The sequence below is a fragment of the Streptomyces sp. NPDC058683 genome, from assembly GCF_042716195.1.
GTDB lineage: Bacteria > Actinomycetota > Actinomycetes > Streptomycetales > Streptomycetaceae > Streptomyces.
Window position 1 is genome coordinate 1 of sequence record NZ_JBHXSK010000052.1, and the last position, 24,995, is coordinate 24,995.

A 24,995-nucleotide genomic window follows, 5' to 3' on the forward strand; every position below is an offset into this window, starting at 1 on the left:
CCGGCGGCTGGCCCACGGCCTCGGCCGCGGGCGCGGGCACGGCGGCAGCGGGCGGTGCCACGGGCACGGGCACCCCGGCGGCCCAGCCGGCCCAGCCAAGCCCGGCGGCCTCGGCCCCAGCCGCCCCGGCCGCCCCTGCCGGCGGGCTGGACCCCCGTGTTCTCTGGCCGAACATCCTCGAAGCGGTCAAGAACCGCCGGCGCTTCACCTGGATCCTCCTCAGCCAGAACGCCCAGGTCACCGGTTTCGACGGCACCACCCTCCAGCTCGGCTTCGTCAACGCCGGCGCCCGCGACAACTTCGCGAGCAGCGGCAGCGAGGACGTGCTGCGGCAGGCGCTGGCCGAACAGTTCAGCGTGCAGTGGCGGATCGAGGCGATCGTCGACCCGACGGGCGGCGGCGGTTCGGCCCCGGCCGGTCCCGGCTACGGCGGCGGTCAGCCCGGCGGCGGTTTCGGCGGCGCACCCGCGGCGTCGTCCGGTTACGGCGGCTCCGCCCCGGCGGCCCCGGCCCGCCCGGCGGCGTCCCAGCCCGGGCCGACGGCCACGCCCCAGGGCTCCCCGCCGTCCGCCCCGAGGGCAGCGGCTCCGACCCCGCCGCCCGCGGCCCCCGAACCGCCTCCGGTGTCTCCCGAGGACGACATCCCCGAGGAGGACGACCCGGATCTCGACGAGTCGGCCCTCTCCGGCCATGAACTGATCGTGCGGGAGCTGGGGGCGACGGTGGTGGAGGAGTTCCAGAACGAGTGAGGCGCGGCGCGCGCCGACGGTGAGGGAAACGGGAGCCGAGCGTTCTCCGGCCTTGCCCTCCGCTCCACCTTCCACCCCCTTGGAGAATCCTCCAGTCGGTGCACCCGGCTACGCTGACCCCCGTGAAGGTCCTCGTCATCGGCAGCGGCGCCCGCGAACACGCCCTGTGCCGCTCTCTGTCCCTCGATCCCGACGTCACCGCGCTGCACTGCGCCCCCGGCAACGCCGGTATCGGCGAGGTCGCCGAACTGCACCCGGTCGACGCCCTGGACGGCGCTGCCGTCACCGCCCTGGCCCGGGAGACCGGCGCCGATCTCGTGATCGTCGGCCCGGAGGCCCCGCTCGTCGCCGGGGTCGCCGACGCCGTGCGCGAGGCGGGCATCCCGGTCTTCGGCCCCTCCGGGGAGGCCGCGCAGATCGAGGGGTCCAAGGCGTTCGCCAAGGCCGTGATGGCGGCGGCCGGCGTGCCCACCGCCCGTTCGTACGTTTGCACAGACGCCGATGAGGTCGCCGAGGCCCTCGACGCCTTCGGGGCACCGTACGTCGTCAAGGACGACGGGCTCGCCGCCGGCAAGGGCGTCGTCGTCACCGACGACCTGGCGGCCGCCACGGCGCACGCCGCCGAGTGCGACCGCGTCGTCATCGAGGAGTTCCTCGACGGCCCCGAGGTCTCCCTCTTCGCGATCACCGACGGTGTGACGGTCCTCCCGCTCCAGCCCGCCCAGGACTTCAAGCGCGCCCTGGACGGGGACCAGGGGCCGAACACCGGCGGCATGGGGGCGTACACCCCGTTGCCCTGGGCCGACCCCAAGCTGGTCGACGAGGTCATGGAGACCGTTCTCCAGCCGACCGTCGACGAGATGCGGCGGCGCGGCACCCCGTTCTCCGGTCTCCTCTACGCCGGCCTCGCGATCACCTCGCGCGGTGTCCGGGTGATCGAGTTCAACGCCCGCTTCGGCGACCCCGAGACCCAGGTGGTCCTCGCCCGCCTGAAGACCCCGCTGGCCGGCGTCCTGCTCGCCGCCGCGAACGGCACCCTCGACGACCTCCCGCCGCTGCGCTGGCGCGACGACGCCGCGGTCACCGTGGTCGTCGCCTCCCACAACTACCCGGGCACCCCGCGCACCGGCGACCCCATCACCGGCCTCGACACGGTGGCCGCCGAGGACGCCCCGCACGCCTACGTCCTGCACGCGGGGACGAAGCGGGACGGCGAGGCGGTCGTCAGCGCCGGCGGCCGGGTTCTCTCCGTGACCGCGACCGGTCAGGATCTGACCCAGGCGCGTGAGCGGGCGTACGCGGCCGTGGCGCGGATCGGGCTCGACGGCTCCCAGCACCGTACGGACATCGCGGCGAAGGCGGCGGCCGAGGCGGCTGAGGCGGCCGAGGCCTGAGCGGCCTCCATGCGTGCACCGCTCCTGGTCAGGCCCCGGACCCCGAAAATCCGGGGCCTGATCGTTGCTGTCTGTCGATCACCTCTGACCAAAGCCATTCCATCGAGTGACCGATGCCCCATCCGGCTGACGGGGGCCGAGGCCCCAACTAGGGTGCGGCGCAAGCGTTCCGGCACTTGGCCCACCGGCATTGCGATGTCAGTGGCGGGTGCCACAGTGGGGGAGTGAGCAACAGCCAGGACGGCACCAGGACAGCAGGGAGGGGGTGAGGTCCGGACGTGACCAGTACCGGTATCGGTGTGGAGGCGGGAGCGCAGGCAGCGCGTACCCGGGCCCTCGCTGTGCTGCGTATCCGCGGCCGGGCCCTGGCCGTGGCGCTGCTGCCCGCGGCGGCCACGGTGATCCTGCTGACCGGCGGTTCCACCGGTCACTTCGTCGGCCGGGGCTGGGACACGGCCCGCTGGATCGTCGGTGTGCTCGCCGTCGTCGTGCTGCTGGCCGCCGCCGGCATCGCCCTGGTCGTGGCCCGCGCCCGGCCGGCCGTGAGCCCCACGGTCCCGATCCTGGAGGAGTCCGCCCCGGACCTGTACCGCATGGTGCGCGACCTCGCCGACCGCCTCGACGTCCCGGTGCCCTCCGCCATAGCGCTCACCCCGGACTGCGACAGCTGGCTGGAGGACCGCACCCACCCGGCGCACGGCCCGCCCGCGCCCAAGGGCGGCGACGAGCTCGGCAACCCCGGCCCGCACCGCCGTACCCCGGCCGCCCCCGTGCTCGTCATCGGCTCCCCGTTCCTGTGGTGGATGCGCGTCGGCGAGCTGCGCGCGGTCCTCGCCCCGGTCGTCGCCGGTACGGGACCCTCGGCGCACCCGGACATAGCGGCCGCCCGCCGCTTCGTGCGCGGGCTGGACGCGGCGGTCGCCGTCTCCTCGACGAGCGGCCGATGTCCGGCGACCCGGCTGGTGTGCGCGGGCTTCGGCTGGGTGGCCCGGGTGCTGCTGCGGGGCTGCCGTGAGCACGCCACGCTGATGGAGCGCGGGGTCGCCGCCGCGGCCGCCGAGCGCGCACAGGCCGTGGACTACGGACTGCGGATCGTCGCCCAGGAGCAGGTCGGCCTCGCCTACGCCGGCTGGGACCGTCTTCTCACCCGGGTCGCGCTGCCCGCCTGGCGGATGGGCCGCTGGCCGTCCCGGCTGGACGCGGGCGTGGTCGCGGCGCTCACCGAGCTGTCCCGGCGCGACCGGCTGGCCGAGGGCTTCGCCTCCCGGCTCGGCGAGCGGCCCGCCTGCGACCTGCTGGAGGAGCCGGGCCTGGTGGACGAGGCCGCCTCGCTGCTCGCCGCCCGTCTCTTCCACGGCGGCCCCGCCGAGCCGGGCCCGGACTGGTCGCCGGTGGCCTGGCAGGAGTATCCGGACGAGGTCGTCGACCGCACCTGGCGTACCGAGGCGGCCCGGCTGCACCGTGTCCTGGACTCCTTCGGCGTCCGTGCCACCCTCGACCCCGCCGCCCCCGACCCCGGCGGCCCCACCCTGGCCCGGGTCCTGGACCACCTGACCGACCCGGCCGCCCACAGCAGGCCGAAGGCGCCCCCGGCCTACGACGAGGACGCCGAGGAAGCCACCGGCACCGAGCGCAGCGCCGCCCTGGCCGCAGGGCTCACCGCGGCCCTCGCCCGCGAGGAGGCCGCCGCCGTCATCCCCGGACCCGACGCGCGCGCACCCGCGCCCGCCGGGCAGGGCCCCGACAGCGCCCTCTGGGACGACTGCGCGCTGCCCCTCTTCCCCCTCCAGCCCCCGCGTACCGCCCGCGAGCTGCTCGCCGACCACGTCACGGCGATGGTGTGCTGCGCGGCCGTGGACACCGCCGGAGCCACCCCCGGCCTGGACTGGCTCGACGGCCCGTCCCTGCTGGTCGACGGCGAGCGGGCCGCCGACCTGACGCCCAGAGTCCTCAGCCTCGTGGAGGAGGGAGACCCGGCCCCGCTGCGGGCCTGGCTGGTCGAGTCCGGGATACGTCCCGAGAAGCCCGTACGGCTGGTCTGACCTCGGCGTTTCGACGCTTTAGCGGAGCGAACTGTTCCACTTCAGGCAAATTCGCAACGAACCGTGACCGGACGCGTGCGTTATGTGATGTGCTGGGACCGTTCGGTGGAATGGCAAGCGCATCCGACATAAGGCAGACGGCACAATCACGGCCCGCGGAGCCCGCACAGCACCACGGGCGAAACCGGAAACAGGCACGAACCAGGCACGAACCGGGCGCGAACCAGGCCCGACCGGAACAGCACAAGCTCGGCCACGTAATCCCGTACCACCACACAACGACTCGTATCAGCACACCTCACGGGGGCACGAGGGAGGGGAGCCACCATGGCATCGGACCACATCCGCCGCTGGGAGTCGGGAGCACTCGCGCACGCCGTCACGGACCCCTTCGGCCAGGGTCCCGTCCCCTGGCTGCGCGGCAGCGAGACCTATTTCGACGACACCGGTCATGTCGTCCCCTGGTACGTCGACCCGAGCCGGCCACAGCCCACCGGCGAGAACCCGCGGATCCCGGCACCCCGTAGTGCGGTCGGCCCCCGCTCGGCGGACGACGTGCACCGGCAGATCAAAGGATTCGCCTCGACCGGCGCGGTCTCCCCCGGCGAGGCCGTCGACTTCCACATCACCGTCGACCCGCCGCAGCAATTCAGCGTCGACATCTACCGCATCGGCCACTACGGCGGCGACGGCGCCGCCAAGATCACCACCAGCCCGCGGCTGTCCGGCATCGTGCAGCCCCCGCCGCTGGCCGCCGACCGTACGGTCTCCTGCCACCACTGGTGGCTGTCCTGGCGGTTGCAGGTCCCGTCGTACTGGAGCGTCGGCGCGTATGTCGCCGTGCTCACCACGGCCGACGGCTACCGCTCCCACGTGCCCTTCACGATCCGCGACAACCACCCCGCCGACCTGCTCCTGCTGCTGCCGGACATCACCTGGCAGGCGTACAACCTCTACCCCGAGGACGGCCGTACCGGCGCCAGCCTCTACCACGCCTGGGACGAGCGGGGCCGGCTGCTCGGCGAGGGTGACGCGGCGACCACCGTCTCCTTCGACCGGCCGTACGCGGGCGCGGGCCTGCCCCTGCACGTCGGCCACGCCTACGACTTCATCCGCTGGGCCGAGCGCTACGGCTACGACCTCGCCTACGCCGACGCCCGCGACCTGCACGCCGGCCGTGTCGACCCCACCCGTTACCGGGGCCTGGTCTTCCCTGGCCACGACGAGTACTGGTCGCCGCGGATGCGCCGCACGGTCGATCTGGCCCGGGACAGCGGCACCTCGCTGGTCTTCCTCTCCGCCAACACCATGTACTGGCAGGTGGAGTTGGGGCCGTCCCCGTCCGGGGTCGCGGACCGTCTGCTCACCTGCCGAAAGCGCAAGGGTCCGGGCAGGCCCGTGCTCTGGCGCGAGATCGACCGGCCCGAGCAGCAGACGGTCGGCATCCAGTACGCGGGCCGGGTGCCCGAGCCGTACCCCCTGATCGTGCGCAACGCCGGCCACTGGCTCTGGGAGGCCACCGGCGCGCAGGAGGGCGACGAACTGCCGGGTCTGGTGGCCGGGGAGGCCGACCGTTACTTCCCGCGCACCGCGCTGCCCGAGCACGAGGAGCGCATCCTGCTCGCCCACTCCCCCTACGCCGACAACGACGGCGCCCTGCGCCACCAGGAGACCTCGCTCTACCGCGCCCCTTCCGGCGCCCTGGTCTTCGCGTCCGGTACCTTCGCCTGGTCCCCGGCCCTGGACCGCCCCGGCCATATCGACCCCCGCGTCCAGCGCGCCACCGCCAACCTCCTGGACCGCATCTGCAAACGGGACTGACCGTCCCTGAGGACAACAGGTCCGAACCCCGTGTCCGGCGGCACTCCGGCATACGGGAGAATCGGGGGCACCTGTACAGAACCACGGGGAGGAACCGTGTCCGGATTCGTCGAAAAGCCCGAGCCCGTCGAGGTGCCGGGTCTGGTGCATCTGCACACCGGCAAGGTGCGCGAGCTGTACCAGAACGCGGCCGGGGACCTCGTGATGGTCGCCAGCGACCGCATCTCCGCCTACGACTGGGTGCTGCCGACCGAGATCCCCGACAAGGGCCGGGTGCTCACCCAGCTCTCCCTGTGGTGGTTCGACAAGCTCGCCGACCTCGCCCCCAACCACGTCATCAGCACCGAGCTGCCCGAGGGCGCCCCCGCCGACTGGGCGGGCCGCACCCTGGTCTGCAAGTCCCTGAAGATGCTCCCGGTCGAGTGCGTGGCGCGCGGCTATCTCACCGGCTCGGGCCTCGCCGAGTACCAGGAGTCCCGTACGGTGTGCGGGCTCGCCCTCCCCGAGGGCCTGGTCGACGGCTCCGAGCTGCCTGCCCCGATCTTCACCCCGGCCACCAAGGCGGAGGTCGGCGAGCACGATGAGAACGTGTCGTACGAGGAGGTCGCCCGGCAGGTCGGTGCCGAGACCGCCGCCCAGCTGCGCCAGGCCACCCTCGCGGTGTACGGGCGGGCCCGGGACATCGCCCGAGACCGGGGCATCGTCCTGGCCGACACCAAGTTCGAGTTCGGCTTCGAGGGCGAGACCCTGGTGCTCGCCGACGAGGTCCTCACCCCGGACTCCTCCCGCTTCTGGCCGGCCGACGAGTGGGAGCCGGGCCGGGCCCAGCCCTCGTTCGACAAGCAGTACGTGCGCGACTGGCTGACCTCGGCCGAGTCCGGCTGGGACCGCAGGAGCGAGCAGCCCCCGCCGCCGCTGCCGCAGCGGGTGGTCGAGGCGACCCGGGCGAAGTACGTCGAGGCGTACGAGCGGCTGACGGGCAACACCTGGTCGTGACGCAGGCACCCCCGGGCCCCGGCCCGGGAACGCCGAAGGCCCCCGGCGGAAACCGGGGGCCTTCTTTTCTGAGCGGACGACGAGGCTCGAACTCGCGACCTCAACCTTGGCAAGGTTGCGCTCTACCAACTGAGCTACGTCCGCATGCGCCGTGGCGCGAGAGCAACTATACCCAACCTCGCTCCCGCGCGAGACGTACTGCCGTATGGCGGTTCTCCGCGCCGAGCTTGGTGACGGCCGAGGAGAGGTAGTTCCGTACGGTTCCCGGCGACAGCGCGGCCCGCTCGGCGATCTCCGCGACCGGCGCCCCGTCGGCCGCCAGTTCCAGCACCTCGGCCTCCCGCGCGGTCAGCGGCGAGTCCCCGGCGGAGATCGCGTCGGCGGCCAACTCCGGGTCGACGTAGCGGTTTCCCGCGTGCACGGTACGGATGATCTCCGCGAGCCGCTGCGCGCTGACCGTCTTCGGGACGAATCCGCGCACACCGGCGGCCAGGGCCCGTTTCAGATGTCCGGGGCGGCCGTGGCCGGTCACGATCAGCACCTGGCAGCCGGGCAGTTCGGCGCGCAGGGATGTGGCGACCTTCACACCGTCAGCCCCCGGCATCTGCAGATCCAGTACCGCCACGTCGGGCCGATGGGCCCGTGCCATGGCGAGCGCCTCCGGCCCGGTGGCCGCCTCCGCGACCACGACGAGGTCGTCCTCGAGGCCGAGCAGCGCGGCGAGCGCACCCCGGATCAGATGCTCGTCGTCGGCGAGCAACAGCCGTACCGGAGAGGTCATGAGGTGACTCCGCTCACCTTCGCACCGGCCGTACGACCGGCCAGCGGCACCGAAGCCACCACCCGGAACCCGTCCGCCCCCACCGGCCCCGCCTCCAGCGTCCCCTCCACCACCGCGAGCCGCTCCCGCAACCCGGCGATCCCCGACCCGCCACCCCCGCCGACGCCCCCGGCACCGCGGCCCCGCACAGCGACCCCGTCGTTCTCCACCGTCAGTACCACGTGCCCCTCCAGTACCCGCAGACTCACCGTGCACCGTCCCGCGTCCCCGTGCCGGAGGACATTGGTGGTCGCCTCCCGGACCACCCAGCCGAGTGCCGACTGCACCTCGGCGGGCAGCCCGGCGGTGTCGCCGGTCACCGCGCAGTCGATGCCGGCCGCGGTCAACACGCCCTGCGCGCCCGCGAGTTCGGCCGCGAGGTCGGCGTCCCTGTAGCCCCGTACGACGGCCCGTACCTCCCGCTGCGACTCCTGGGCGATCCGCTGCACCTCGATCATCTGCTCCACGGCCTCGGGCCGTTCGCGGCGGGCGAGCTGGACGGCCAGTTCGCTCTTGAGGGCGATGACGGCGAGGTTGCGGCCGAGCACGTCGTGCAGATCGCGGCCGAACCGCAGCCGTTCCTCGGCGACGGCGAGCCGGGCACGGGTCTCCCGGGCCTCGTCGAGTTCGTAGACGGCGTTCAGCAGCCAGAGGGAGAAGACCGAGGTGGCGGCGAGGAAGCCGCCGGCCAAGAACACCGCGAACGCCGTGACCAGCACGGCGGTCCCGGGCCAGGCCAGCGGGAAGGAGACCAGGCCCGCCCCGAACGCGAAGCCCGCGATCAACGCCACCGCCCGCAGCCGGTTGCGGACCCCGAGTGCCGTGGTGCCGGCCCCGAAGGCCATGATCCCCACGAAGACGGTGGCCGCCGCGCTGTCCATGTCGTCGCCCGGCCCGCCGTGCTTGCGCAGCACCAGGGCGGTGACGGCGAAGACGTAGGTGGCCGCGCCGAGCACCCACAGCAGCCGCACCGGCTGCTCCCGGCGGCCCCGCGTCCAGTCCAGCGCCCGGGAGGCGGCCAGCGCGCAGAGCACCGCGTGGACGACGACCATCGCGACCATCCAGCCCGAGACCGCCGACCTCGTCTCCCCGAGCACCGGGAGTCCGATCGCGGTGACCTCGACCACCGCGAAGAAGTGGAACGACCAGCGTGTGTACGTCTCGACCTTGGCGGGCGTGGTCTTCGCCCGCCACCAGCCAGCTGCCCCGCTCATCCCGGTCCCGTCCCGTCCTGTCCCGTCTCCACTCAGCGCCGGGGTTCCCAGCGGAACCACCGCCGTACAGCAAACACCGCGACCACGGTCCAGGCCAGCGCGGTGAGGACGGTGCCCATCACCTCGTAGCCGCCGAGCTCGCCGGTCCAGCCCGCGCGGACCAGCCGGACGGCCGGGGAGAGCGGGAGGAGTTCACAGACCGAGGCGACCCGGTCGGGCAGGACGTCCGTGGGCACGGCGATGCCCGAGCCCAGCATCGAGACGAAGACCAGCGGCAGCGCGGTGACCTGGGCGCTCTCGGTGGTCCGGGTGACCACCGAGGTGAGCGCGGCGAGCGCGGCGCTGAGCAGCAGGCCCAGGAGCAGCCCGAGCACGGTGAGATACGGCGCCTTGGGCGCGCCCGCGTCGAGCAGCACCGCGCAGCCGACGGTGAGCACCAGTGCCTGGGCCAGGCCGAGGCAGAGGGCGGGCAGGGCGGTGCCGGCCAGGATCTCCGCGTCGGCCGGTTCGCCGGTGCGCAGCCGTTTGAGGACGAGCTCCTCCCGGCGGGCCACGTACGCGCTCACCAGGGACGTGTACACGGCGAAGAGGAAGGAGAACCCGGTCGCGGCGGTCAGCATCAGCGTGCCGACGTTCAGCCCCTGGGTCTTCAGGTCGATCTGGTCGATGGCGGGCCGCACGCTGAACGGCAGGGCGAGCGGCACCAGCAGCGCGGTGAGCACCGCACCGCGATTGCGGCCGAGGAGCAGCAGCTCGGCGCGGGCGAGCGCACCCAGCCGGCGCCGGGACGCGGCGCGCACCGCCCGGCGCCCGCCGAGCTCCACCGTGCTCGTACGGCCGCCGTCCACCGTGCTCATACGACCGCCTCCTTCGCGATCCCCAGGAACGCCTCCTCCAGCGAGGCCGACCGCACCTCCAGCCGGTCCAGCTCGACCCCGGCCCGCTGGGCCCAGGCCAGCACCCCGGTGGCGGTCCGCTGCACCTCGCGGGTCCGCAGCCGTACGGCCCGGCCGGCGGTCTCGTGCCCGCACACGCCCAGGGCGGCGAGCGGCGGCAGGTCGCCCACGAAGTACCCGAGGGGCAGCTCGAAGGAGATCCGTGCGGGCCGGTCCGCGGTCACCTCGCCCGGTGTTCCGGTGGCCGCGATGCGCCCCTCGTGCAGGATCGCGAGCCGGTCGGCGAGGTCCTCGGCCTCTTCCAGATAGTGCGTGGTGAGCAGGACGGTGGTCCCGGCGTCGCGCAGGGACCGCACCAACTCCCAGGTGTCCCGGCGCCCTTCGGCGTCCAGGCCGGTGGTCGGCTCGTCCAGGAACAGAACCTCGGGCCGGCCGAGCAGCGCGAGTGCCAGGTCGAGGCGGCGCCGCTCACCGCCGGAGAGCTGCTTGACCCGGACGTCCGCCTTGCCGGCGAGTCCGACCAGGCCGAGTGCCTCGGCCGTCGGCCGGGCTCCGGTCGTACAGCCGGCCCACATCCGGGTCGTCTCGCCGACGGTCAGCTCGGACGGGAAGCCGCCCTCCTGGAGCATCACGCCGGTGCGTGGCCGTACGGCGGCCCGTTCCCGGTGCGGATCGTGGCCCAGCACCCGCACCCGGCCCCCGCTCGGCGGGGCGAGGCCCTCCAGCAGCTCGACCGTGGACGTTTTTCCGGCGCCGTTGGTGCCGAGGAGCGCGAAGATCTGCCCGCGGCTCACGGAGAAGGTGACTCCGCGGACCGCCTCGAACCCGCCCCCGTAGACACGACGAAGGTCTGTGACCTCAATCACGTGTTCGTTGTCTTCCATGGCTTCCATGGAACGAGCGTCCCCGGAGACCGGGCCCGGCAGCAGTGCGCGGTGTCATCACTCGCCATGACAAATGTCAGGACCCGTTCTGGTGCATGAAAAAACCCCAGTCATATGACTGGGGTTTCTCCTACGAGCTGGAGCGGACGACGAGGCTCGAACTCGCGACCTCAACCTTGGCAAGGTTGCGCTCTACCAACTGAGCTACGTCCGCACTGCTCCCGACCGGCTCCCACCGATCGGTGCGAGCACCAGCCTACCTGATCCACAAGCATGACCAGGACCGGCGGTGCAGAGCGGGTGACAGGAATTGCACACTGCGCCTTCCCCCTGGAAGGGGGATGTTCTGCTACTGAACTACACCCGCATGTACTCCGTGGGTTCCGGCCTTTCGGCCGCGCCCCTCGGCGTGCTCCAGACATTAGCTGATCAGCAGGGGGGTAGCGCAAGTCGGCTGTCCTCGGGGGCCGGTGACGGTCCCTGAGGACAGCCCGAGCCGCGTCTCACTGCGCGGCGCTGAACGCCTCGTAGACCTTCTTCGGGATACGGCCGCGCGCCGGGACATCCATCTTGTTCGCCTGCGCCCAGGCGCGGACGGCCGCTGGGTCGGGGGCGACCTCCGTCTGCTTGTACGCCTTGCCCGACTTCGACCGCTTGCGGCCGGCCGTCACGTACGGCTCCAGGGCCTTACGCAGTTCCTTGGCGTTGGCTTGATTCAGATCGATCTCGTACGACTTGCCGTCGAGTCCGAAGGCGATCGTTTCCGCCGCTTCCGAGCCGTCGATGTCGTCAAAGAGAGTGACCACGACCTTCTGCGCCACGAATATCGGTCCCTTCGTGTGGCACGTCTATACAGCTCATCGGCGATGACGCGATGGCGGAGATGACGTGCCGAGTATCGGCTATTGCCAATTCATTTGTACAGTGCCTGGCAATACAAAGTGAAGCCCGACTAAATCCGCCCGCGTGTCCCGGGCGCAATAGATGTCATGGGCGAACCCGGGGAACTTTCCCAGAACTTTTCGTGCGGATCCCCCGCTGTCACCCGATCGTGATGCGGCTCACGTAGTTTCCTACAACTCTACTCGCGTAGAAATTTTGTGCGGGTAGTCTGAAGACACCTGTCGGAGCCCCGGCAGCGCCTGCTCAGCAGCCAGCACCACAACACCGGGAGTGCCAGTGGCACGCGTCGTAGTCGACGTCATGCTCAAGCCGGAGATCCTCGACCCCCAGGGCCAGGCGGTCCAGCGTGCGCTGCCACGCCTGGGTTTCGAAGGCATCTCCGATGTCCGTCAGGGAAAGCGATTCGAACTGGAAGTTGACGGGCCGGTCGACGAGGCCGCGCTCGCCCGCATCCACGATCTTGCGGAATCCTTCCTCGCCAACACCGTGATCGAGGACTTCACCGTTCGGGTGGATGAAGTCGCGGAGGCGGCCAAGTGACCGCTCGTATTGGCGTCGTCACTTTCCCGGGAAGTCTCGACGACCGGGACACCCAGCGCGCGATCCGGCTCGCGGGTGCCGAACCGGTGGCCCTCTGGCACAAGGACAAGGACCTCCACCAGGTCGACGCGGTGGTCCTCCCCGGCGGTTTCTCCTACGGCGACTATCTGCGGGCCGGCGCCATCTCGCGTTTCTCGCCGGTGATGGAGACCGTCATCGAGCAGGCGAAGGCCGGTCTCCCGGTCCTCGGTATCTGCAACGGCTTCCAGATCCTCACCGAGGCCCATCTGCTCCCGGGCGCGATGCTCGGCAACAACCACCTCCACTTCATCTGCCGCGACCAGAAGCTGCGGGTGGAGAACGCGGGGACCGCCTGGACCGGTGACTACCGCGAGGGCCAGGAGATCCACGTCCCGCTGAAGAACATGGACGGCCGGTACGTCGCCGACGAGTACACGCTCGACAAGCTGGAGGCCGAGGGCCGGGTGGTCTTCCGCTATCTCGACCTCAATCCCAACGGCAGCCTCCGCGACATCGCCGGCATCACCAACGAGGCCGGGAATGTCGTAGGCCTCATGCCGCACCCGGAGCACGCCGTCGAGCCGCTCATCGGCTCCGGCCGCACCGACGGTCTGCCGTTCTTCACCTCGATCCTCAAGAAGCTGGTCAACGCATGAGCCGGACGCCTCTGGACACGGTCGAGCACGCGGCCGCGACCCCCGACGTCGAGCTGCCCTGGGCCGAACTCGGCCTGAAGAAGGACGAGTACGAGCGGGTGGTGGAGATCCTCGGCCGCCGCCCGACCGGCGCCGAACTCGCCATGTACTCGGTGATGTGGTCCGAGCACTGCTCGTACAAGTCCTCCAAGGTGCACCTCCGCCAGTTCGGCGAGAAGGCCCCGCAGAGCGACGCGCTCCTGGTGGGCATCGGCGAGAACGCGGGTGTCGTCGACGTCGGCCAGGGTTACGCCGTGACCTTCAAGGTCGAGTCGCACAACCACCCGTCGTACGTCGAGCCGTACCAGGGCGCCGCGACCGGTGTCGGCGGCATCGTCCGCGACATCATCGCGATGGGCGCCCGCCCGGTCGCCGTGGTCGACCCGCTGCGCTTCGGCGCCGCCGACCACCCGGACACCAAGCGCGTCCTGCCCGGCGTCGTCGCCGGCATCGGCGGCTACGGCAACTGCCTGGGCCTGCCCAACATCGGCGGCGAGGTCGTCTTCGACGCCTGCTACCAGGGCAACCCGCTGGTCAACGCCGGTGCCATCGGTGTCATGCGGCACGAGGACATCCACCTCGCCAAGGCCTCCGGCGCGGGCAACCAGGTCATCCTGTACGGCGCCCGGACCGGCGGCGACGGCATCGGCGGCGCGTCGATCCTGGCGAGCGAGACCTTCGACGACGCGAAGCCCTCCAAGCGCCCCGCCGTCCAGGTCGGCGACCCGTTCCAGGAGAAGCTCCTGATCGAGTGCACGCTCGAGGCCTTCGCCGAGAAGCTGGTCGTCGGCATCCAGGACCTGGGCGCGGCCGGTCTGTCCTGCGCGACCAGCGAACTGGCGTCGAACGGCTCCGGCGGGATGACCGTCGTACTCGACGACGTGCCCCTGCGCGACTCGACCCTCTCGCCCGAGGAAATCCTCATGAGCGAGTCGCAGGAACGCATGTGCGCGGTGGTCGAGCCGGCCAAGGTCGACCGCTTCCTGGAGATCTGCGCCAAGTGGGACGTCATCGCGACGGTCATCGGTGAAGTGACCGACGGCGATCGCCTTGAGATCTTCTGGCACGGCGAGAAGATCGTGGACGTCGACCCGCGCACGGTCGCGCACGACGGCCCGGTCTACGAGCGCCCCTACGCCCGCCCGTCCTGGCAGGACGCCCTCCAGGCGGACGACGCGAACAAGCTGGCCCGGCCGGCCACCGCCGAGGAGCTGAAGGACCAGGTCCTGAAGCTGGTCGGCTCCCCCAACCAGGCCTCCAAGAAGTGGATCACCTCGCAGTACGACCACTTCGTGCAGGGCAACACCGTCCTCGCCCAGCCGGAGGACTCCGGCATGATCCGCGTGGACGAGGAGACCGGCCTCGGTGTCGCCATCGCGACGGACGGCAACGGCCGCTTCGCCAAGCTGGACCCGTACGCGGGCGCGCAGCTGGCGCTGGCCGAGGCCTACCGGAACGTGGCGACGACCGGCGCCAAGCCCCTCGCCGTCTCCGACTGCCTGAACTTCGGTTCGCCGGAGGACCCGGCGGTGATGTGGCAGTTCGCCGAGGCCGTGCGCGGTCTGGCGGACGGCTGTCTGCAGCTGGGCACCCCGGTGACCGGCGGCAACGTCTCGCTCTACAACCAGACGGGCGAGGCGGCCATCCACCCCACCCCGGTCGTGGCGGTCCTCGGCGTGATCGACGACGTCGCCCGCCGCACGCCGGTTGCCTTCCAGGAGGAGGGCCAGCTGCTCTACCTCCTCGGCGACACCCGCGAGGAGTTCGGCGGTTCGGCCTGGTCCCAGGTCGTCCACGACCACCTGGGCGGCCTGCCTCCGAAGGTCGACCTGGAGCGCGAACGCCTCCTGGCCGAGATCCTGATCTCCGCCTCCCGCGACGGCATGATCGACTCGGCGCACGACCTGTCCGACGGCGGTCTGATCCAGGCGGTCGTGGAGTCGGCGCTGCTGGGTGGGAAGGGCGCGCGTCTCGTCGTACCGGACGGGCTCGACGCGTTCACGTTCCTCCTCTCCGAGTCGGCCGGGCGCGCGATCGTCGCGGTGCCGCGCTCCGAGGAGGTCCGCTTCAACGACATGTGCGGCGCGCGGGGCCTGCCGGTGACGCGCATCGGTGTCGTGGACGGCGACTCGGTGGAGATCCAGGGCGAGTTCGAACTCTCCCTGACCGAACTCCGTGAAGCCCACGAGGGCACGATCGAGGCGCTGCTCGCGTAGTCGGTCCTGCGGTCACGAAGGCCCCGCCCGGATTCCTGTTTCCGGCCGGGGCCTTTTCGCGCCCGGGCCGGACACCCCATCCTGCTGGCATGCACTTGCGAAACGTCACCCAGGACGACGTGGACGCCTATGTCCGTATGCGCTGTGACCCCGTGATGATGAAGGAACTCGGCGGTCCGCTGCCCGTCGAGGGCATCGCGGACAAAGTGCGCCGGGACGCCGAGGCCGCGGCGGCCGACACCTCCTGGATCAAGATGATCGTCCCTGATCCGGGTGCCCCCGAGGTCGTCGCGGGAAATGTGTGCGTCTGGGCGCACGACGAGGACGGGAAGCCGTTCTCGGAGATCGGGTGGATGGTCCTGCCCGAGTTCCAGGGACGTGGCCTCGGCAAGCTTGCCACCCGCACCCTTCTCCGGCAGGCCCGGGACGAGGACCGCTGGGGTGACATCCACGCGTTCCCGGCGACGGGCAACGGCCCCTCGAACGGCATCTGCCGGTCCCTCGGCTTCCGCCTCCTCGGCGAGGTCGACGTCGACTTCGCCGACCGGGTCATCCACAGCAACCACTGGGTCATCACGCCCCGCTGACCGCCCTTACGCGGGTACGGCCTCCCGCACCCGCGTCTTCGGCAGCCGTGACGCCAGCAGCACGCACAGCGCCATGACCGCCGCCGCGCACAGGAACACCGTGTCGGTGGCGGAGACGTACGCCTCGATGCCGGCCGTCCTGGCCGTACCCGTGAGGTGCGGTACCGCGTCCGGGGTGCCGCCCGGGCCGTCGTAGAGGCGGATGACGATCGTGCCGAAGAGGGACGCGCCGACGGCCGTGCCGAGGGTCTGGAAGAAGCGGATGGCGGTGGTGGCCACACCCAGCTGGTGACGGGGGGCCGCGTCCTGCACCAGCTGGATGAGCTGGCCGAGGAGCTGGCCGAAGCCGACGCCCATCAGCACCAGTGCGGCGCGCAGCTGCCACAGGGAGGTGTGCGGGTCCGTGGTGGACAGCAGCAGGAAGGCCGCGCAGGAGACCGCCGCGCCGCTGATCGCGAACGTCCGCGCGGACCAGCCGCGGTCGGCCAGCCGGCCCGTGGCGATGCCGACGGCGGTCATGCCCACGGCGAGGGGAAGCAGGTACAGCCCGGCCGAGGAGCTGGGCACGCCCCGGGCGATCTGGACATAGAGCAGGACGTAGTAGATCGCGCCCGTCATGGCCGCGCCCATCAGTGCCTGGACGGCGAAACCCCAGCGGAGTTCGGGTATCCGGAACATCGAGAGCGGCAGGATCGGTTCGGCCGCGGTGCGCTGGCGGTGCAGGAAGAGCACGAGGGCCGCCACGCCGGTCACCAGCAGACCGGCGATCTCCGGTGAGGACCAGGCGTACTTCTTTCCGCCCCAGTCGGTGACCAGCAGGAGCGCGGTGGAGAAGGCGGCGGCCAGGGCCGCGCCCAGGTAGTCGATCGCGTGCTTCACCTCCTGCCGGGGGAGCTTCAGGACCAGGGCGCCCACCGCCAGCACGAGCAGGCCGAGCGGCAGGTTGATGTAGAAGACCCAGCGCCAGTCGGCGTGGTCGGCGAGGAGGCCGCCGATCCAGGGGCCCAGGGCCATGCCGCCGCCGGCCACCACCCCGCCCATCCCGGCGTTCCTGCCGCCGCGGCTCTTCTCCCCGGGGTCGTTGAGCTGGGCGAGCACCACCATCGTCACGCTCATCAGCCCGCCCGCGCCGAGGCCCTGTACCGCCCGGGCCGCGATCAGTTCCCCGATCGTCCGGGCCGCGCCGCACAGCGCCGAGCCGGCCAGGAAGGTGGCGATGGCGCCGAGCAGGACCCGCTTGGCGCCGAAGGCGTCGCACAGCCTGCCGTAGAGCGGGAGCACCGCCGCCGATGCGAGGGCGTACGCGCTGACCAGCCAGGGGATCTTGCCGATGCCGTGCTCGGGGTCGAGGTCCCGGACGATCGGGACGGTCGCCGCGGACACGATCTGCGTGTCGAGCACGGCCAGGACGATCGTCACAAGGCAGACGAACAGGCCTATTCTGCGCTGAGTCTCGGTCATGGCAGCACCATGCCCGATGGTTGTGTACCCGGTCAATCTTTCATCCTGGATTAGATTTCATCCGGGGCTAAATTTCGCCTTGGTACGGTGCTCTCATGGGTGAGGCGATGGGGCTGCGCGAGCGCAAGAAGCAGCAGACGGCGCAGCGGATCCTGCACACCGCGATCGCCCTCTTCGTCGAGCGCGGCTTCGACGCCGTCTCCGTGCAGGAGATCGCCGACGCGGCCGAAGTCTCCAAGATGACCGTCTTCAACTACTTCGGTACGAAAGAGGACCTGGTCTTCGCCCCGGTGGAGGAGCACTTCGGCGACGCGGCCCGCGCGGTACGGGAGCGGCGGCCCGGGCAGTCCGCGGTGGACGCCGTACGAGAGCAGTTCCTGGAGATGGTCGAGACCCGCGACCCCTCGATCGGCCTGAACGCCGATCCGATCTCCCACCAGCTGCGCAGACTCGTCCTGGAGACGCCCGCCCTGACGGAGCGCGTCTTCCTCACCATGCAGAAGGCCGCCCGGGAGATGGCCGCCCTGCTGGCCGAGGAGACCGGCGACCTGACGCTCGCCACCATCGCCGCCGCCACGCTGAGCAACGCCCGCAACGCCCTCATCGAGGAGCACCAGCGCAGGCTCGCCGAGGGCGAGGACATCGACACCATCGCCGCCGACGCCCCGGAACGCGCCCGCGCCGCCTTCGGCCTGGTCGAAAAGGGGCTCCGGGGATATGCCGTGAAGGAGTAGGGCCACCTCTTCGGGCACAGGAGTTTCACCGCTACCCTCCGGGAAAAAGTGACTTGCCAACTACCGATGTCCATGGGGTAGTTGGACAGTCGGACACATCCGTGAGCGAGCTGGGGAGCGGCCGGATGGAGATCAGGTTCGAGGCTGCGGGTACTACTCGCGAGGAAGAACTGCGGTCCCTGTACGACTGGTTGGCGGCCGACCGTGCCCTGCGCGGCCAGATCCGGGTGACCCGGGTCGCCGAAGCCGACGCCGACGCCGGCCGGATGGGCCCCGGCCTGGACGCCGTTCTCGCGGTGCTGACCGCCGTGAGCAGCGTGGGCCAGCTCCACCTGTCGTATCTGGCGTGGCGGCGGAGTCACCGGCCCCGGTCCCGGGTCAGCATCGACATCACCGCAGCCGACCCCGACCAGGTGGCGGAACTGCTGCGCAGGTTCGGGGAGACCGACGACTCGGACGGGGAGCCGGGGTGACGGGCACCGCACAGACGCCCATGGTCGGGAGTCTGGGCCGGATCGACCCGGAGCGCTCCGCATGTGTGCTGATCGGAGTGGACAACTACGCCCACCTGGACCCGCTGCGCAGCGTCAAGCACAACCTGACGGACCTGCGGGCCGCGCTCACGGACCCGGACGTCTGGGGCATCCCCGACGACCAGAAGCGGATCCGCTCGGTCCCCAACCCGACCTCCCCGGCCGACCTGGTCCGCCCGATCCGGCAGGCGGCCGAGCTCGCCGAGGACACCCTGATCGTCTACTACGCAGGTCACGGGCTCATCGACCGCCACGAACGGCAGTTGCTGCTCACCCTGCCCGATTCGGTCGAGGACCAGCCGGACACCTGTGTCCGCTCCAGCGACGTCCGCCGCGCCATCCGCGACACGGGCTCCGCGCTGCGCCGGGTCCTGATCCTCGACTGCTGCTTCAGCGGCCAGGTCCTGACGGAGATGACGGACGGCCACCGCCAGGACGTCGAGACGGCCCTGCGGACCCTGCACGACGTCGAGGGCGCCTACGTCATGACCTCCGCGCCACGCGACCGGCCCTCCCACGCCCCCGACCCCAAACGCTGCACCCTGTTCACCGGCGCCCTGGTCGACGTCATGCGCCAGGGGCTGGCCGACGGGCCGGAGATGCTGAGTCTGCGCGACCTCTTCCAGGAGGTCAGAAAACGCATCGTCGCCATCAGGCCCGAGGTGCCGCAGGAACCACAGGACGAAGACCACAACGGCGTCGGCGGACTCGGCTTCGTCCACAATGCCGCGGTATCGCCCCGGCGGATCATGGGTCCCCCGCCCTCCCCTCCCACACGCTGGCAGCGCATCCGCACCCCCGTCCTGTCCGTGACCGCGGGCGCCCTCGGTCTCGTCCTCGGCCTGGGCACCCAGCCACTCGTCCACTGGTGGCACGACACCCACCCGGCGGCCGCCGGCGGTCCCTGCGCGGTCCCCTCGCCGTCCGACGCCGCCGCGCCCCGCGCCGTACTGCTCGATCATTCCGACAAGCTGAACAAGGCGAACGTCGACTACGAGAAGATCTACGGGCTGTCCGCCCTCGCCCTGGTCTCGCAGGGCAAGGACGTCAAGGCCCTCGCGCTCGCCGACAACTCCCCGGGCCGGGTCTGGCCGCTCACTCTGGGGTCCCCCCTCGATCTCAGCCCCGGCGCCGACACCGCGGTGCCCCTGCGCCACGCCGATGGCAAGCTGTTCGACAACTGGTACGACGGCGAGGCCATGGTCATCGAAAGGGGCGGCAGAACCGACGGCAGGACGATGCTGATCGCCGCCGAGACCGGACCGGCCATCCGCCGCTTCGACATCGCCACCGGCCGGCAGATCGGCAAGGACTTCCCCATCCGCAAGGAACTGCGCTACTGGCCGCAGGGCTCCGCGCAGACCGGCCGCAGCATCGAGTCCCTGACCGCCTCCCCGGACGGCCGCCATCTCTACGCGGGCTGGGAGGCCCCGCTCGCCGAGGACGGCGACCAGCGCGGCCGGGGCATCATCCGTATCCAGCGCTACGCGGGAACGTCCGGCGGCAGCTACACCCCGGACTGGCAGTACGCCTTCCTGGCCGACGACGGCATGTACCTGTCCGAGCTGACCGCCATCGACGACGACGGGCATCTCCTCGCCCTGGAACGCCAGTACACCGCAGGCCTCGGCACGGCCATCCGGATCGTGCAGCTCTCCGTCGCCGACGCGGCGGACGTGACCGGCATGACCTCCCTCTGGCACCAGCCGGCCAAGATCCTCGCCGGTACCGAACTGGTCGTCGACCTGTCGACCTGCCCCGTCGGCGGCCCCGGCCAGATCGCCGTCCCGTCCTCCTCCCCGCAGAACCCGCTCGTCGACAACGCGGAGGGCATGGCCATCGGCACCCCCTGGACCTCCGGCCGGTACAAGGGCTGGCGCCCGCTCTACCTGGTCTCCGACGACAACGACAGCGGGGACCAGATCACCCGCCTCTACTCGTTCGCCGTGAAGCTGCGCCCATGAATAGGCTCACCGCCATGCCCCAGGCCAAGAAGCGTGCCCGCAGTTACGACCCGGCCAAGACCCGCGCCGCGGTCCTCGCCCAGTTCGGCAACGTGAGGGCGGCCGTCGAGGGCCTCACCCCCGAGCAGCTCGCGCTCCCCACCCGGCTCGGCGAGTGGACCGTACGGGACCTCGTCGCCCACATCGGCATGGCCGTGACCGCCGTCCAGCGGGCCCTGGACCAGCCCGAGCCGGCGAAGGCCGACGCGGTCCTCCTCGACTGGCCGTTCGGGACCTCCGGCAACTCCGCCGCCATCGCCAACTTCACCCGGACGCTCGCCGACGGCCACCCCGACCTCGACGCCTACCTCGCCGACGCCGACGGCAGCCTCCGCGACCTCCTCGCCGCACACCCCGGCACCCGGCTGCTCGCCACCAGCGCCGGCGCGATGTCCCTGGACGACTACCTGGTCACCCGGACCGTCGAGCTGGTCGTCCACACCGACGACCTCAACGCGGCCGTCGCGGGAGCCGAGGCGCCGTTCGACCGGCAGGCCCTGGCCGCCTGCACCCGGCTGCTCGCCGACGCGCTCGCGGTCAAGGCGCCCGGCGGCTCCACCGAGGTGCGGGTGCCGCCGTACGCCGTGGTGCAGTGCGTCGAAGGCCCCCGGCACACCCGGGGCACCCCGCCGAACGTCGTCGAGACCGATCCGCTCACCTGGATCCGGCTGGCCACCGGACGGCTGGAGTGGACGGAGGCCCTGGCGGACGCCAAGGTCAGCGCCAGCGGGGAGCGGGCGGACCTCGGGGCCCTGCTGCCCCTCATGAGCTGAGGGAACCGATCAACCGGGGTGTTCCGTCGAACCGGCATGTACGGGTACAAGCAGCGCACGCAGCGCAGGACCCTGACCATGACGGCGGCCGCCGTTCTCGTCCCCCTCGCGGTGGCCTGCGGCGGTGAGAAAGCCGGCGTCTCGGTGGGGACCCAGCCACCGGTGACCGGGATCGAGTGGACCGTCGACAGCGTGACCGTGGACGGCACCACCCGGCGCGCCCCGGCACATGCCCACGTGAAGATCGACGACGGCAGGGCCATCGGCAACTACGGGTGCAACCAGTTCAGCGCCACGGCGAAGGTCACGGACGACCGGATCCGGCTGAGCAACGCCCGCACCACCCGCATGGCCTGCGACAACACCCGCATGACCTTCGAACGCGCCCTCGCCGGCACCCTCACCGCGGGGCCGCTCACCACCCGGGTGGACGGCAGGAAACTCACCCTCACCACCGCCGGCGGCGACCGGGTCGAGCTGTCCAGGAAGTGACCTCCGGTGCCCCGAATGATGTGCGACACCTCACTCAGAGATACGGTGTGAGGGGGTTGCGCGGGTGCCGGTCCGCACGAACGTGCCTCGGCTGGAGAATCCTCCCACCGCGTTGACCAGCGGAAATGTAGAAAGCCACCAACGCGTCCGCGGTCGTAGATCCATTACGGCCGGGTATCCCCAATTCGGACCAGTGGTCGATCTCGCCTACACTCGGTGCCGTGCCACGTGGTGACGGTCTCCTCAATCACGATCTGCTCCCCGGTGAGAAAGGCCCCCAGGACGCTTGCGGCGTCTTCGGTGTCTGGGCCCCCGGTGAAGAGGTCGCCAAGCTCACGTACTTCGGGCTGTACGCCCTCCAGCATCGGGGCCAGGAATCCGCGGGTATCGCGGTCAGCAACGGCTCCCAGATCCTCGTCTTCAAGGACATGGGGCTGGTCTCCCAGGTCTTCGACGAGACCTCCCTCAGCTCGCTCCAGGGTCATATCGCGGTCGGTCACGCCCGCTACTCGACCACCGGCGCCTCCGTCTGGGAGAACGCCCAGCCGACGTTCCGTGCCACCGCGCACGGCTCGATCGCACTCGGCCACAACGGCAACCTCGTCAACACGGCGCAGCTCGCCGAGATGGTCGCCGACCTCCCGAAGGACACCCACGGCCGGTCCACCCGGGTCGCCGCCACCAACGACACCGACCTGCTCACCGCGCTCCTCGCGGCCCAGGTCGACACCGACGGCAAGCCGCTGACCATCGAGGAGGCCGCGCACGCGGTCCTGCCGAAGGTCCGGGGCGCCTTCTCCCTCGTCTTCATGGACGAGCACACCCTCTACGCCGCCCGTGACCCGCAGGGCATCCGCCCGCTGGTCCTCGGCCGCCTCGAGCGCGGCTGGGTCATCGCCTCCGAGTCCGCCGCCCTCGACATCTGCGGCGCCAGCTACGTGCGCGAGATCGAGCCGGGCGAGTTCGTCGCCATCGACGAGAACGGCCTGCGCACCTCACGATTCGCGGATGCGAAGCCCAAGGGCTGTGTCTTCGAGTATGTGTACCTGGCCCGCCCCGACACCGACATCGCCGGCCGGAACGTCTACCTCTCCCGCGTGGAGATGGGCCGGAAGCTGGCCAAGGAAGCCCCGGTCGACGCCGATCTGGTGATAGCGACCCCGGAGTCCGGCACTCCCGCGGCCGTCGGCTACGCGGAGGCCTCCGGCATCCCGTTCGGCAACGGTCTGGTCAAGAACGCCTACGTCGGCCGGACCTTCATCCAGCCCTCGCAGACCATCCGGCAGCTCGGCATCCGGCTGAAGCTGAACCCGCTGAAGGAAGTCATCAGGGGCAAGCGGCTGGTCGTCGTCGACGACTCGATCGTGCGCGGCAACACCCAGCGGGCGCTGGTGCGCATGCTCCGCGAGGCGGGCGCGGCCGAGGTCCACATCCGGATCTCCTCGCCGCCCGTGAAGTGGCCCTGCTTCTTCGGCATCGACTTCGCCACCCGCGCCGAGCTCATCGCCAACGGCATGACCATCGAGGAGATCGGCACCTCGCTCGGCGCCGACTCCCTGGCGTACATCTCCATCGACGGCATGATCGAGGCGACCACCATCGCCAAGCCGAACCTCTGCCGTGCCTGCTTCGACGGCGAGTACCCGATGGAGCTCCCGGACCCCGAGCTGCTGGGCAAGCAGCTCCTGGAGACCGAACTGGCCGCCGGTCCGGCAGCCACGGCCGCGGCCGACGCGATCCGTCGCCCGTAAGCCCCGTCACCAACCCGAAAGATCCCAGGCAATGTCTGAGACCACGTCCTCCGGTGCCTCCTACGCGGCTGCCGGCGTCGACATCGAAGCGGGCGACCGCGCCGTCGAGTTGATGAAGGAGTGGGTGAAGAAGACGCAGCGTCCCGAGGTCCTCGGCGGCCTCGGCGGCTTCGCCGGCCTCTTCGACGCCTCCGCCCTGAAGCACTACGAGCGCCCGCTGCTCGCCTCGGCCACGGACGGCGTGGGCACCAAGGTCGACATCGCCCGGCAGCTGGGCGTGTACGACACGATCGGCCATGACCTGGTCGCCATGGTCATGGACGACATCGTGGTGTGCGGCGCCGAGCCGCTCTTCATGACCGACTACATCTGCGTCGGCAAGGTCCACCCCGAGCGGGTCGCCGCGATCGTCAAGGGCATCGCCGAGGGCTGTGTGCTGGCCGGCTGCGCCCTGGTGGGCGGCGAGACCGCTGAACACCCGGGCCTGCTCGGCGCGGACGACTTCGACGTGGCCGGCGCCGGTACGGGCGTGGTGGAGGCCGACCGGCTGCTCGGCGCGGATCGTATCCGTACGGGTGACGCGGTGATCGCCATGGCGTCCTCCGGGCTTCACTCCAACGGGTACTCCCTGGTCCGGCATGTTCTGCTGAACCAGGCCGGACTCGCGCTCGACGCGCACGTCGAGGAGCTCGGCCGCACCCTCGGCGAGGAACTCCTGGAGCCGACCAAGATCTACTCGCTGGACTGCCTGGCCCTGATCCGCACCGCCGAGGTGCACGCGTTCAGCCATGTGACCGGCGGTGGACTCGCCGCGAACCTGGCCCGGGTCATCCCGGACCACCTGCACGCGACCGTCGACCGGGCCACCTGGACGCCGGGTGCGATCTTCGACCTGGTCGGCCGGACCGGCAACGTCGAGCGGCTCGAACTGGAGAAGACGCTCAACATGGGCGTCGGCATGATCGCGATGGTCCCGCAGGAATCGGTGGATGTGGCGCTGGCCACACTGGCCGACCGCGGGGTCGACGCATGGGTGGCCGGCGAGATCACCGAGCGCGGCGAGCACACCACGGGTGCGGAGCTGGTCGGCGACTACGCATAGGCCGACCGGCCGCGAGGCCAGCACAAAACCCGGTCCGGCGGCAGAACCCCGGACCGGGTCAGTGAACGGCTAAGCAGCCGCGGGCATTACGCACCGCGACGATGTTGAGACTGGGGACCGGACTGGTCGTCCTCGTCCTCGTCGTCATCGTCGTTGTAGAGATCCGCGTACTGGGCGTACGGGTCGTCGTCCTCGTCGTCGTCCTCGAACGGCTCGCCATTCGGCGGCTGGTCCGAAGTCGAAGCGCCCAGTTCGCTGGCCAGACGTGACAGGTCAGTCCCACCGCTGTTGTACTTCAGCTGGCGGGCGACCTTCGTCTGCTTGGCCTTGGCCCGGCCGCGCCCCATGGCTCGACCCCCTCGGTGACG

At 71.2% G+C, this 24,995-nt stretch carries 22 protein-coding genes, 3 tRNA genes and 1 pseudogene; 16 read left to right on the forward strand and 10 right to left on the reverse strand.

What is annotated here, in order from left to right; all coding sequences use genetic code 11:
- From ACFWXC_RS41260 to ACFWXC_RS41280, 5 genes and pseudogenes are all read left to right on the forward strand, one after another.
- A pseudogene (locus ACFWXC_RS41260) lies at positions 1-749 on the forward strand (DNA polymerase III subunit gamma and tau); the annotation flags it as partial.
- Positions 750-871: 122 nt separating this feature from the next.
- Positions 872-2,143: a phosphoribosylamine--glycine ligase gene (purD, locus tag ACFWXC_RS41265; RefSeq protein ID WP_384487341.1), complete on the forward strand. Its 1,272-nt coding sequence runs from the start codon at positions 872-874 to the stop codon at positions 2,141-2,143.
- A 278-nt stretch (positions 2,144-2,421) separates the two neighbouring features.
- Positions 2,422-4,185 carry a hypothetical protein gene (locus ACFWXC_RS41270; RefSeq protein ID WP_384487343.1) on the forward strand — a complete coding sequence of 588 codons (1,764 nt, stop codon included), beginning with the start codon at positions 2,422-2,424 and terminating at the stop codon, positions 4,183-4,185.
- 327 nt (positions 4,186-4,512) lie between these two features.
- Positions 4,513-6,006: a N,N-dimethylformamidase beta subunit family domain-containing protein gene (locus ACFWXC_RS41275; RefSeq protein WP_384487345.1), complete on the forward strand. Its 1,494-nt coding sequence runs from the start codon at positions 4,513-4,515 to the stop codon at positions 6,004-6,006.
- 96 nt (positions 6,007-6,102) lie between these two features.
- On the forward strand, positions 6,103-7,002 hold the full coding sequence (locus ACFWXC_RS41280) for a phosphoribosylaminoimidazolesuccinocarboxamide synthase (protein ID WP_384487347.1): 900 nt from the start codon (positions 6,103-6,105) through the stop codon (positions 7,000-7,002).
- Between the two features lie 71 nt (positions 7,003-7,073).
- Here the strand turns inward: ACFWXC_RS41280 and ACFWXC_RS41285 are convergent.
- The 8 genes from ACFWXC_RS41285 to ACFWXC_RS41320 form a co-directional block, all read right to left on the reverse strand.
- A tRNA-Gly gene (locus tag ACFWXC_RS41285) sits at positions 7,074-7,146 on the reverse strand.
- A 22-nt stretch (positions 7,147-7,168) separates the two neighbouring features.
- Positions 7,169-7,783, reverse strand: coding sequence for a response regulator transcription factor (locus ACFWXC_RS41290; protein WP_351744512.1), 615 nt, complete (start codon positions 7,781-7,783; stop codon positions 7,169-7,171).
- A complete protein-coding gene (locus ACFWXC_RS41295) occupies positions 7,780-9,036 on the reverse strand; it encodes a sensor histidine kinase (protein WP_384487349.1) in 1,257 nt (418 codons plus the stop codon). Before ACFWXC_RS41295 ends, ACFWXC_RS41290 begins: the two co-directional genes overlap by 4 nt.
- Before the next feature lie 32 nt (positions 9,037-9,068).
- On the reverse strand, positions 9,069-9,893 hold the full coding sequence (locus tag ACFWXC_RS41300) for an ABC transporter permease (protein ID WP_384487351.1): 825 nt from the start codon (positions 9,891-9,893) through the stop codon (positions 9,069-9,071).
- Positions 9,890-10,816, reverse strand: coding sequence for an ABC transporter ATP-binding protein (locus tag ACFWXC_RS41305; RefSeq protein WP_384487445.1), 927 nt, complete (start codon positions 10,814-10,816; stop codon positions 9,890-9,892). The genes ACFWXC_RS41300 and ACFWXC_RS41305 overlap by 4 nt, the downstream gene beginning before the upstream one ends.
- Before the next feature lie 138 nt (positions 10,817-10,954).
- Positions 10,955-11,030 (reverse strand) — tRNA-Gly (locus ACFWXC_RS41310).
- An 81-nt stretch (positions 11,031-11,111) separates the two neighbouring features.
- A tRNA-Gly gene (locus ACFWXC_RS41315) sits at positions 11,112-11,183 on the reverse strand.
- 136 nt (positions 11,184-11,319) lie between these two features.
- Positions 11,320-11,637: an Lsr2 family protein gene (locus ACFWXC_RS41320; RefSeq protein WP_351695523.1), complete on the reverse strand. Its 318-nt coding sequence runs from the start codon at positions 11,635-11,637 to the stop codon at positions 11,320-11,322.
- A 358-nt stretch (positions 11,638-11,995) separates the two neighbouring features.
- Here ACFWXC_RS41320 and purS point away from each other — a divergent pair, with 358 nt between their 5' ends.
- The 4 genes from purS (at position 11,996) to ACFWXC_RS41340 (ending at position 15,778) form a co-directional block, all read left to right on the forward strand.
- Positions 11,996-12,259 carry a phosphoribosylformylglycinamidine synthase subunit PurS gene (gene purS / locus ACFWXC_RS41325; RefSeq protein ID WP_093501106.1) on the forward strand — a complete coding sequence of 88 codons (264 nt, stop codon included), beginning with the start codon at positions 11,996-11,998 and terminating at the stop codon, positions 12,257-12,259.
- The gene (gene purQ, locus ACFWXC_RS41330; RefSeq protein ID WP_384487353.1) at positions 12,256-12,936 is read left to right on the forward strand and encodes a phosphoribosylformylglycinamidine synthase subunit PurQ; all 681 of its coding nucleotides are present in this window, start codon (positions 12,256-12,258) and stop codon (positions 12,934-12,936) included. Before purS ends, purQ begins: the two co-directional genes overlap by 4 nt.
- Positions 12,933-15,191 carry a phosphoribosylformylglycinamidine synthase subunit PurL gene (gene purL, locus ACFWXC_RS41335; RefSeq protein WP_384487355.1) on the forward strand — a complete coding sequence of 753 codons (2,259 nt, stop codon included), beginning with the start codon at positions 12,933-12,935 and terminating at the stop codon, positions 15,189-15,191. The genes purQ and purL overlap by 4 nt, the downstream gene beginning before the upstream one ends.
- An 89-nt stretch (positions 15,192-15,280) precedes the next feature.
- Positions 15,281-15,778, forward strand: coding sequence for a GNAT family N-acetyltransferase (locus ACFWXC_RS41340; protein ID WP_384487357.1), 498 nt, complete (start codon positions 15,281-15,283; stop codon positions 15,776-15,778).
- 6 nt (positions 15,779-15,784) lie between these two features.
- Here ACFWXC_RS41340 and ACFWXC_RS41345 read toward each other — a convergent pair whose 3' ends face one another.
- Positions 15,785-17,239: an MFS transporter gene (locus tag ACFWXC_RS41345; RefSeq protein ID WP_384487359.1), complete on the reverse strand. Its 1,455-nt coding sequence runs from the start codon at positions 17,237-17,239 to the stop codon at positions 15,785-15,787.
- Between the two features lie 95 nt (positions 17,240-17,334).
- Between ACFWXC_RS41345 and ACFWXC_RS41350 the strand changes: the two genes are divergently transcribed.
- From ACFWXC_RS41350 to purM, 7 genes are all read left to right on the forward strand, one after another.
- Entirely contained in the window at positions 17,335-17,973 is a 639-nt protein-coding gene (locus tag ACFWXC_RS41350) for a TetR/AcrR family transcriptional regulator (protein ID WP_384487361.1), read from the forward strand.
- A gap of 101 nt (positions 17,974-18,074) precedes the next feature.
- The gene (locus ACFWXC_RS41355) at positions 18,075-18,446 is read left to right on the forward strand and encodes a hypothetical protein (protein WP_384487363.1); all 372 of its coding nucleotides are present in this window, start codon (positions 18,075-18,077) and stop codon (positions 18,444-18,446) included.
- Entirely contained in the window at positions 18,443-20,470 is a 2,028-nt protein-coding gene (locus ACFWXC_RS41360) for an esterase-like activity of phytase family protein (protein ID WP_384487365.1), read from the forward strand. The genes ACFWXC_RS41355 and ACFWXC_RS41360 overlap by 4 nt, the downstream gene beginning before the upstream one ends.
- Before the next feature lie 14 nt (positions 20,471-20,484).
- The gene (locus ACFWXC_RS41365) at positions 20,485-21,282 is read left to right on the forward strand and encodes a sterol carrier family protein (RefSeq protein ID WP_384487447.1); all 798 of its coding nucleotides are present in this window, start codon (positions 20,485-20,487) and stop codon (positions 21,280-21,282) included.
- 18 nt (positions 21,283-21,300) lie between these two features.
- Positions 21,301-21,774, forward strand: coding sequence for an META domain-containing protein (locus ACFWXC_RS41370; protein WP_384487367.1), 474 nt, complete (start codon positions 21,301-21,303; stop codon positions 21,772-21,774).
- A 221-nt stretch (positions 21,775-21,995) separates the two neighbouring features.
- Positions 21,996-23,525 carry an amidophosphoribosyltransferase gene (gene purF, locus ACFWXC_RS41375; protein WP_382543162.1) on the forward strand — a complete coding sequence of 510 codons (1,530 nt, stop codon included), beginning with the start codon at positions 21,996-21,998 and terminating at the stop codon, positions 23,523-23,525.
- A 31-nt stretch (positions 23,526-23,556) separates the two neighbouring features.
- Positions 23,557-24,627, forward strand: a complete 1,071-nt coding sequence (gene purM / locus ACFWXC_RS41380; protein ID WP_384487369.1) for a phosphoribosylformylglycinamidine cyclo-ligase — start codon at positions 23,557-23,559, stop codon at positions 24,625-24,627.
- A gap of 86 nt (positions 24,628-24,713) precedes the next feature.
- Here the strand turns inward: purM and ACFWXC_RS41385 are convergent, their stop codons facing one another.
- Complete coding sequence (locus ACFWXC_RS41385) at positions 24,714-24,974, reverse strand: DUF3073 domain-containing protein (protein WP_384487449.1); 261 nt, start codon at positions 24,972-24,974, stop codon at positions 24,714-24,716.
- Positions 24,975-24,995: the final 21 nt, after the last annotated feature.

Bases quoted from the DNA above. Each gene is read 5' to 3' on its own strand.
- ACFWXC_RS41365 (WP_384487447.1), top strand. From the start codon at position 20,485: ATGCCCCAGGCCAAGAAGCGTGCCCGCAGTTACGACCCGGCCAAGACC.
- ACFWXC_RS41385 (WP_384487449.1), bottom strand. From the start codon at position 24,974: ATGGGGCGCGGCCGGGCCAAGGCCAAGCAGACGAAGGTCGCCCGCCAG.
- ACFWXC_RS41295 (WP_384487349.1), bottom strand. From the start codon at position 9,036: ATGAGCGGGGCAGCTGGCTGGTGGCGGGCGAAGACCACGCCCGCCAAG.
- purM (WP_384487369.1), top strand. From the start codon at position 23,557: ATGTCTGAGACCACGTCCTCCGGTGCCTCCTACGCGGCTGCCGGCGTC.
- ACFWXC_RS41340 (WP_384487357.1), top strand. From the start codon at position 15,281: ATGCACTTGCGAAACGTCACCCAGGACGACGTGGACGCCTATGTCCGT.
- ACFWXC_RS41290 (WP_351744512.1), bottom strand. From the start codon at position 7,783: ATGACCTCTCCGGTACGGCTGTTGCTCGCCGACGACGAGCATCTGATC.
- ACFWXC_RS41275 (WP_384487345.1), top strand. From the start codon at position 4,513: ATGGCATCGGACCACATCCGCCGCTGGGAGTCGGGAGCACTCGCGCAC.
- ACFWXC_RS41345 (WP_384487359.1), bottom strand. From the start codon at position 17,239: ATGACCGAGACTCAGCGCAGAATAGGCCTGTTCGTCTGCCTTGTGACG.
- purL (WP_384487355.1), top strand. From the start codon at position 12,933: ATGAGCCGGACGCCTCTGGACACGGTCGAGCACGCGGCCGCGACCCCC.
- ACFWXC_RS41305 (WP_384487445.1), bottom strand. From the start codon at position 10,816: ATGGAAGACAACGAACACGTGATTGAGGTCACAGACCTTCGTCGTGTC.
- ACFWXC_RS41350 (WP_384487361.1), top strand. From the start codon at position 17,335: ATGGGTGAGGCGATGGGGCTGCGCGAGCGCAAGAAGCAGCAGACGGCG.
- ACFWXC_RS41300 (WP_384487351.1), bottom strand. From the start codon at position 9,893: ATGAGCACGGTGGACGGCGGCCGTACGAGCACGGTGGAGCTCGGCGGG.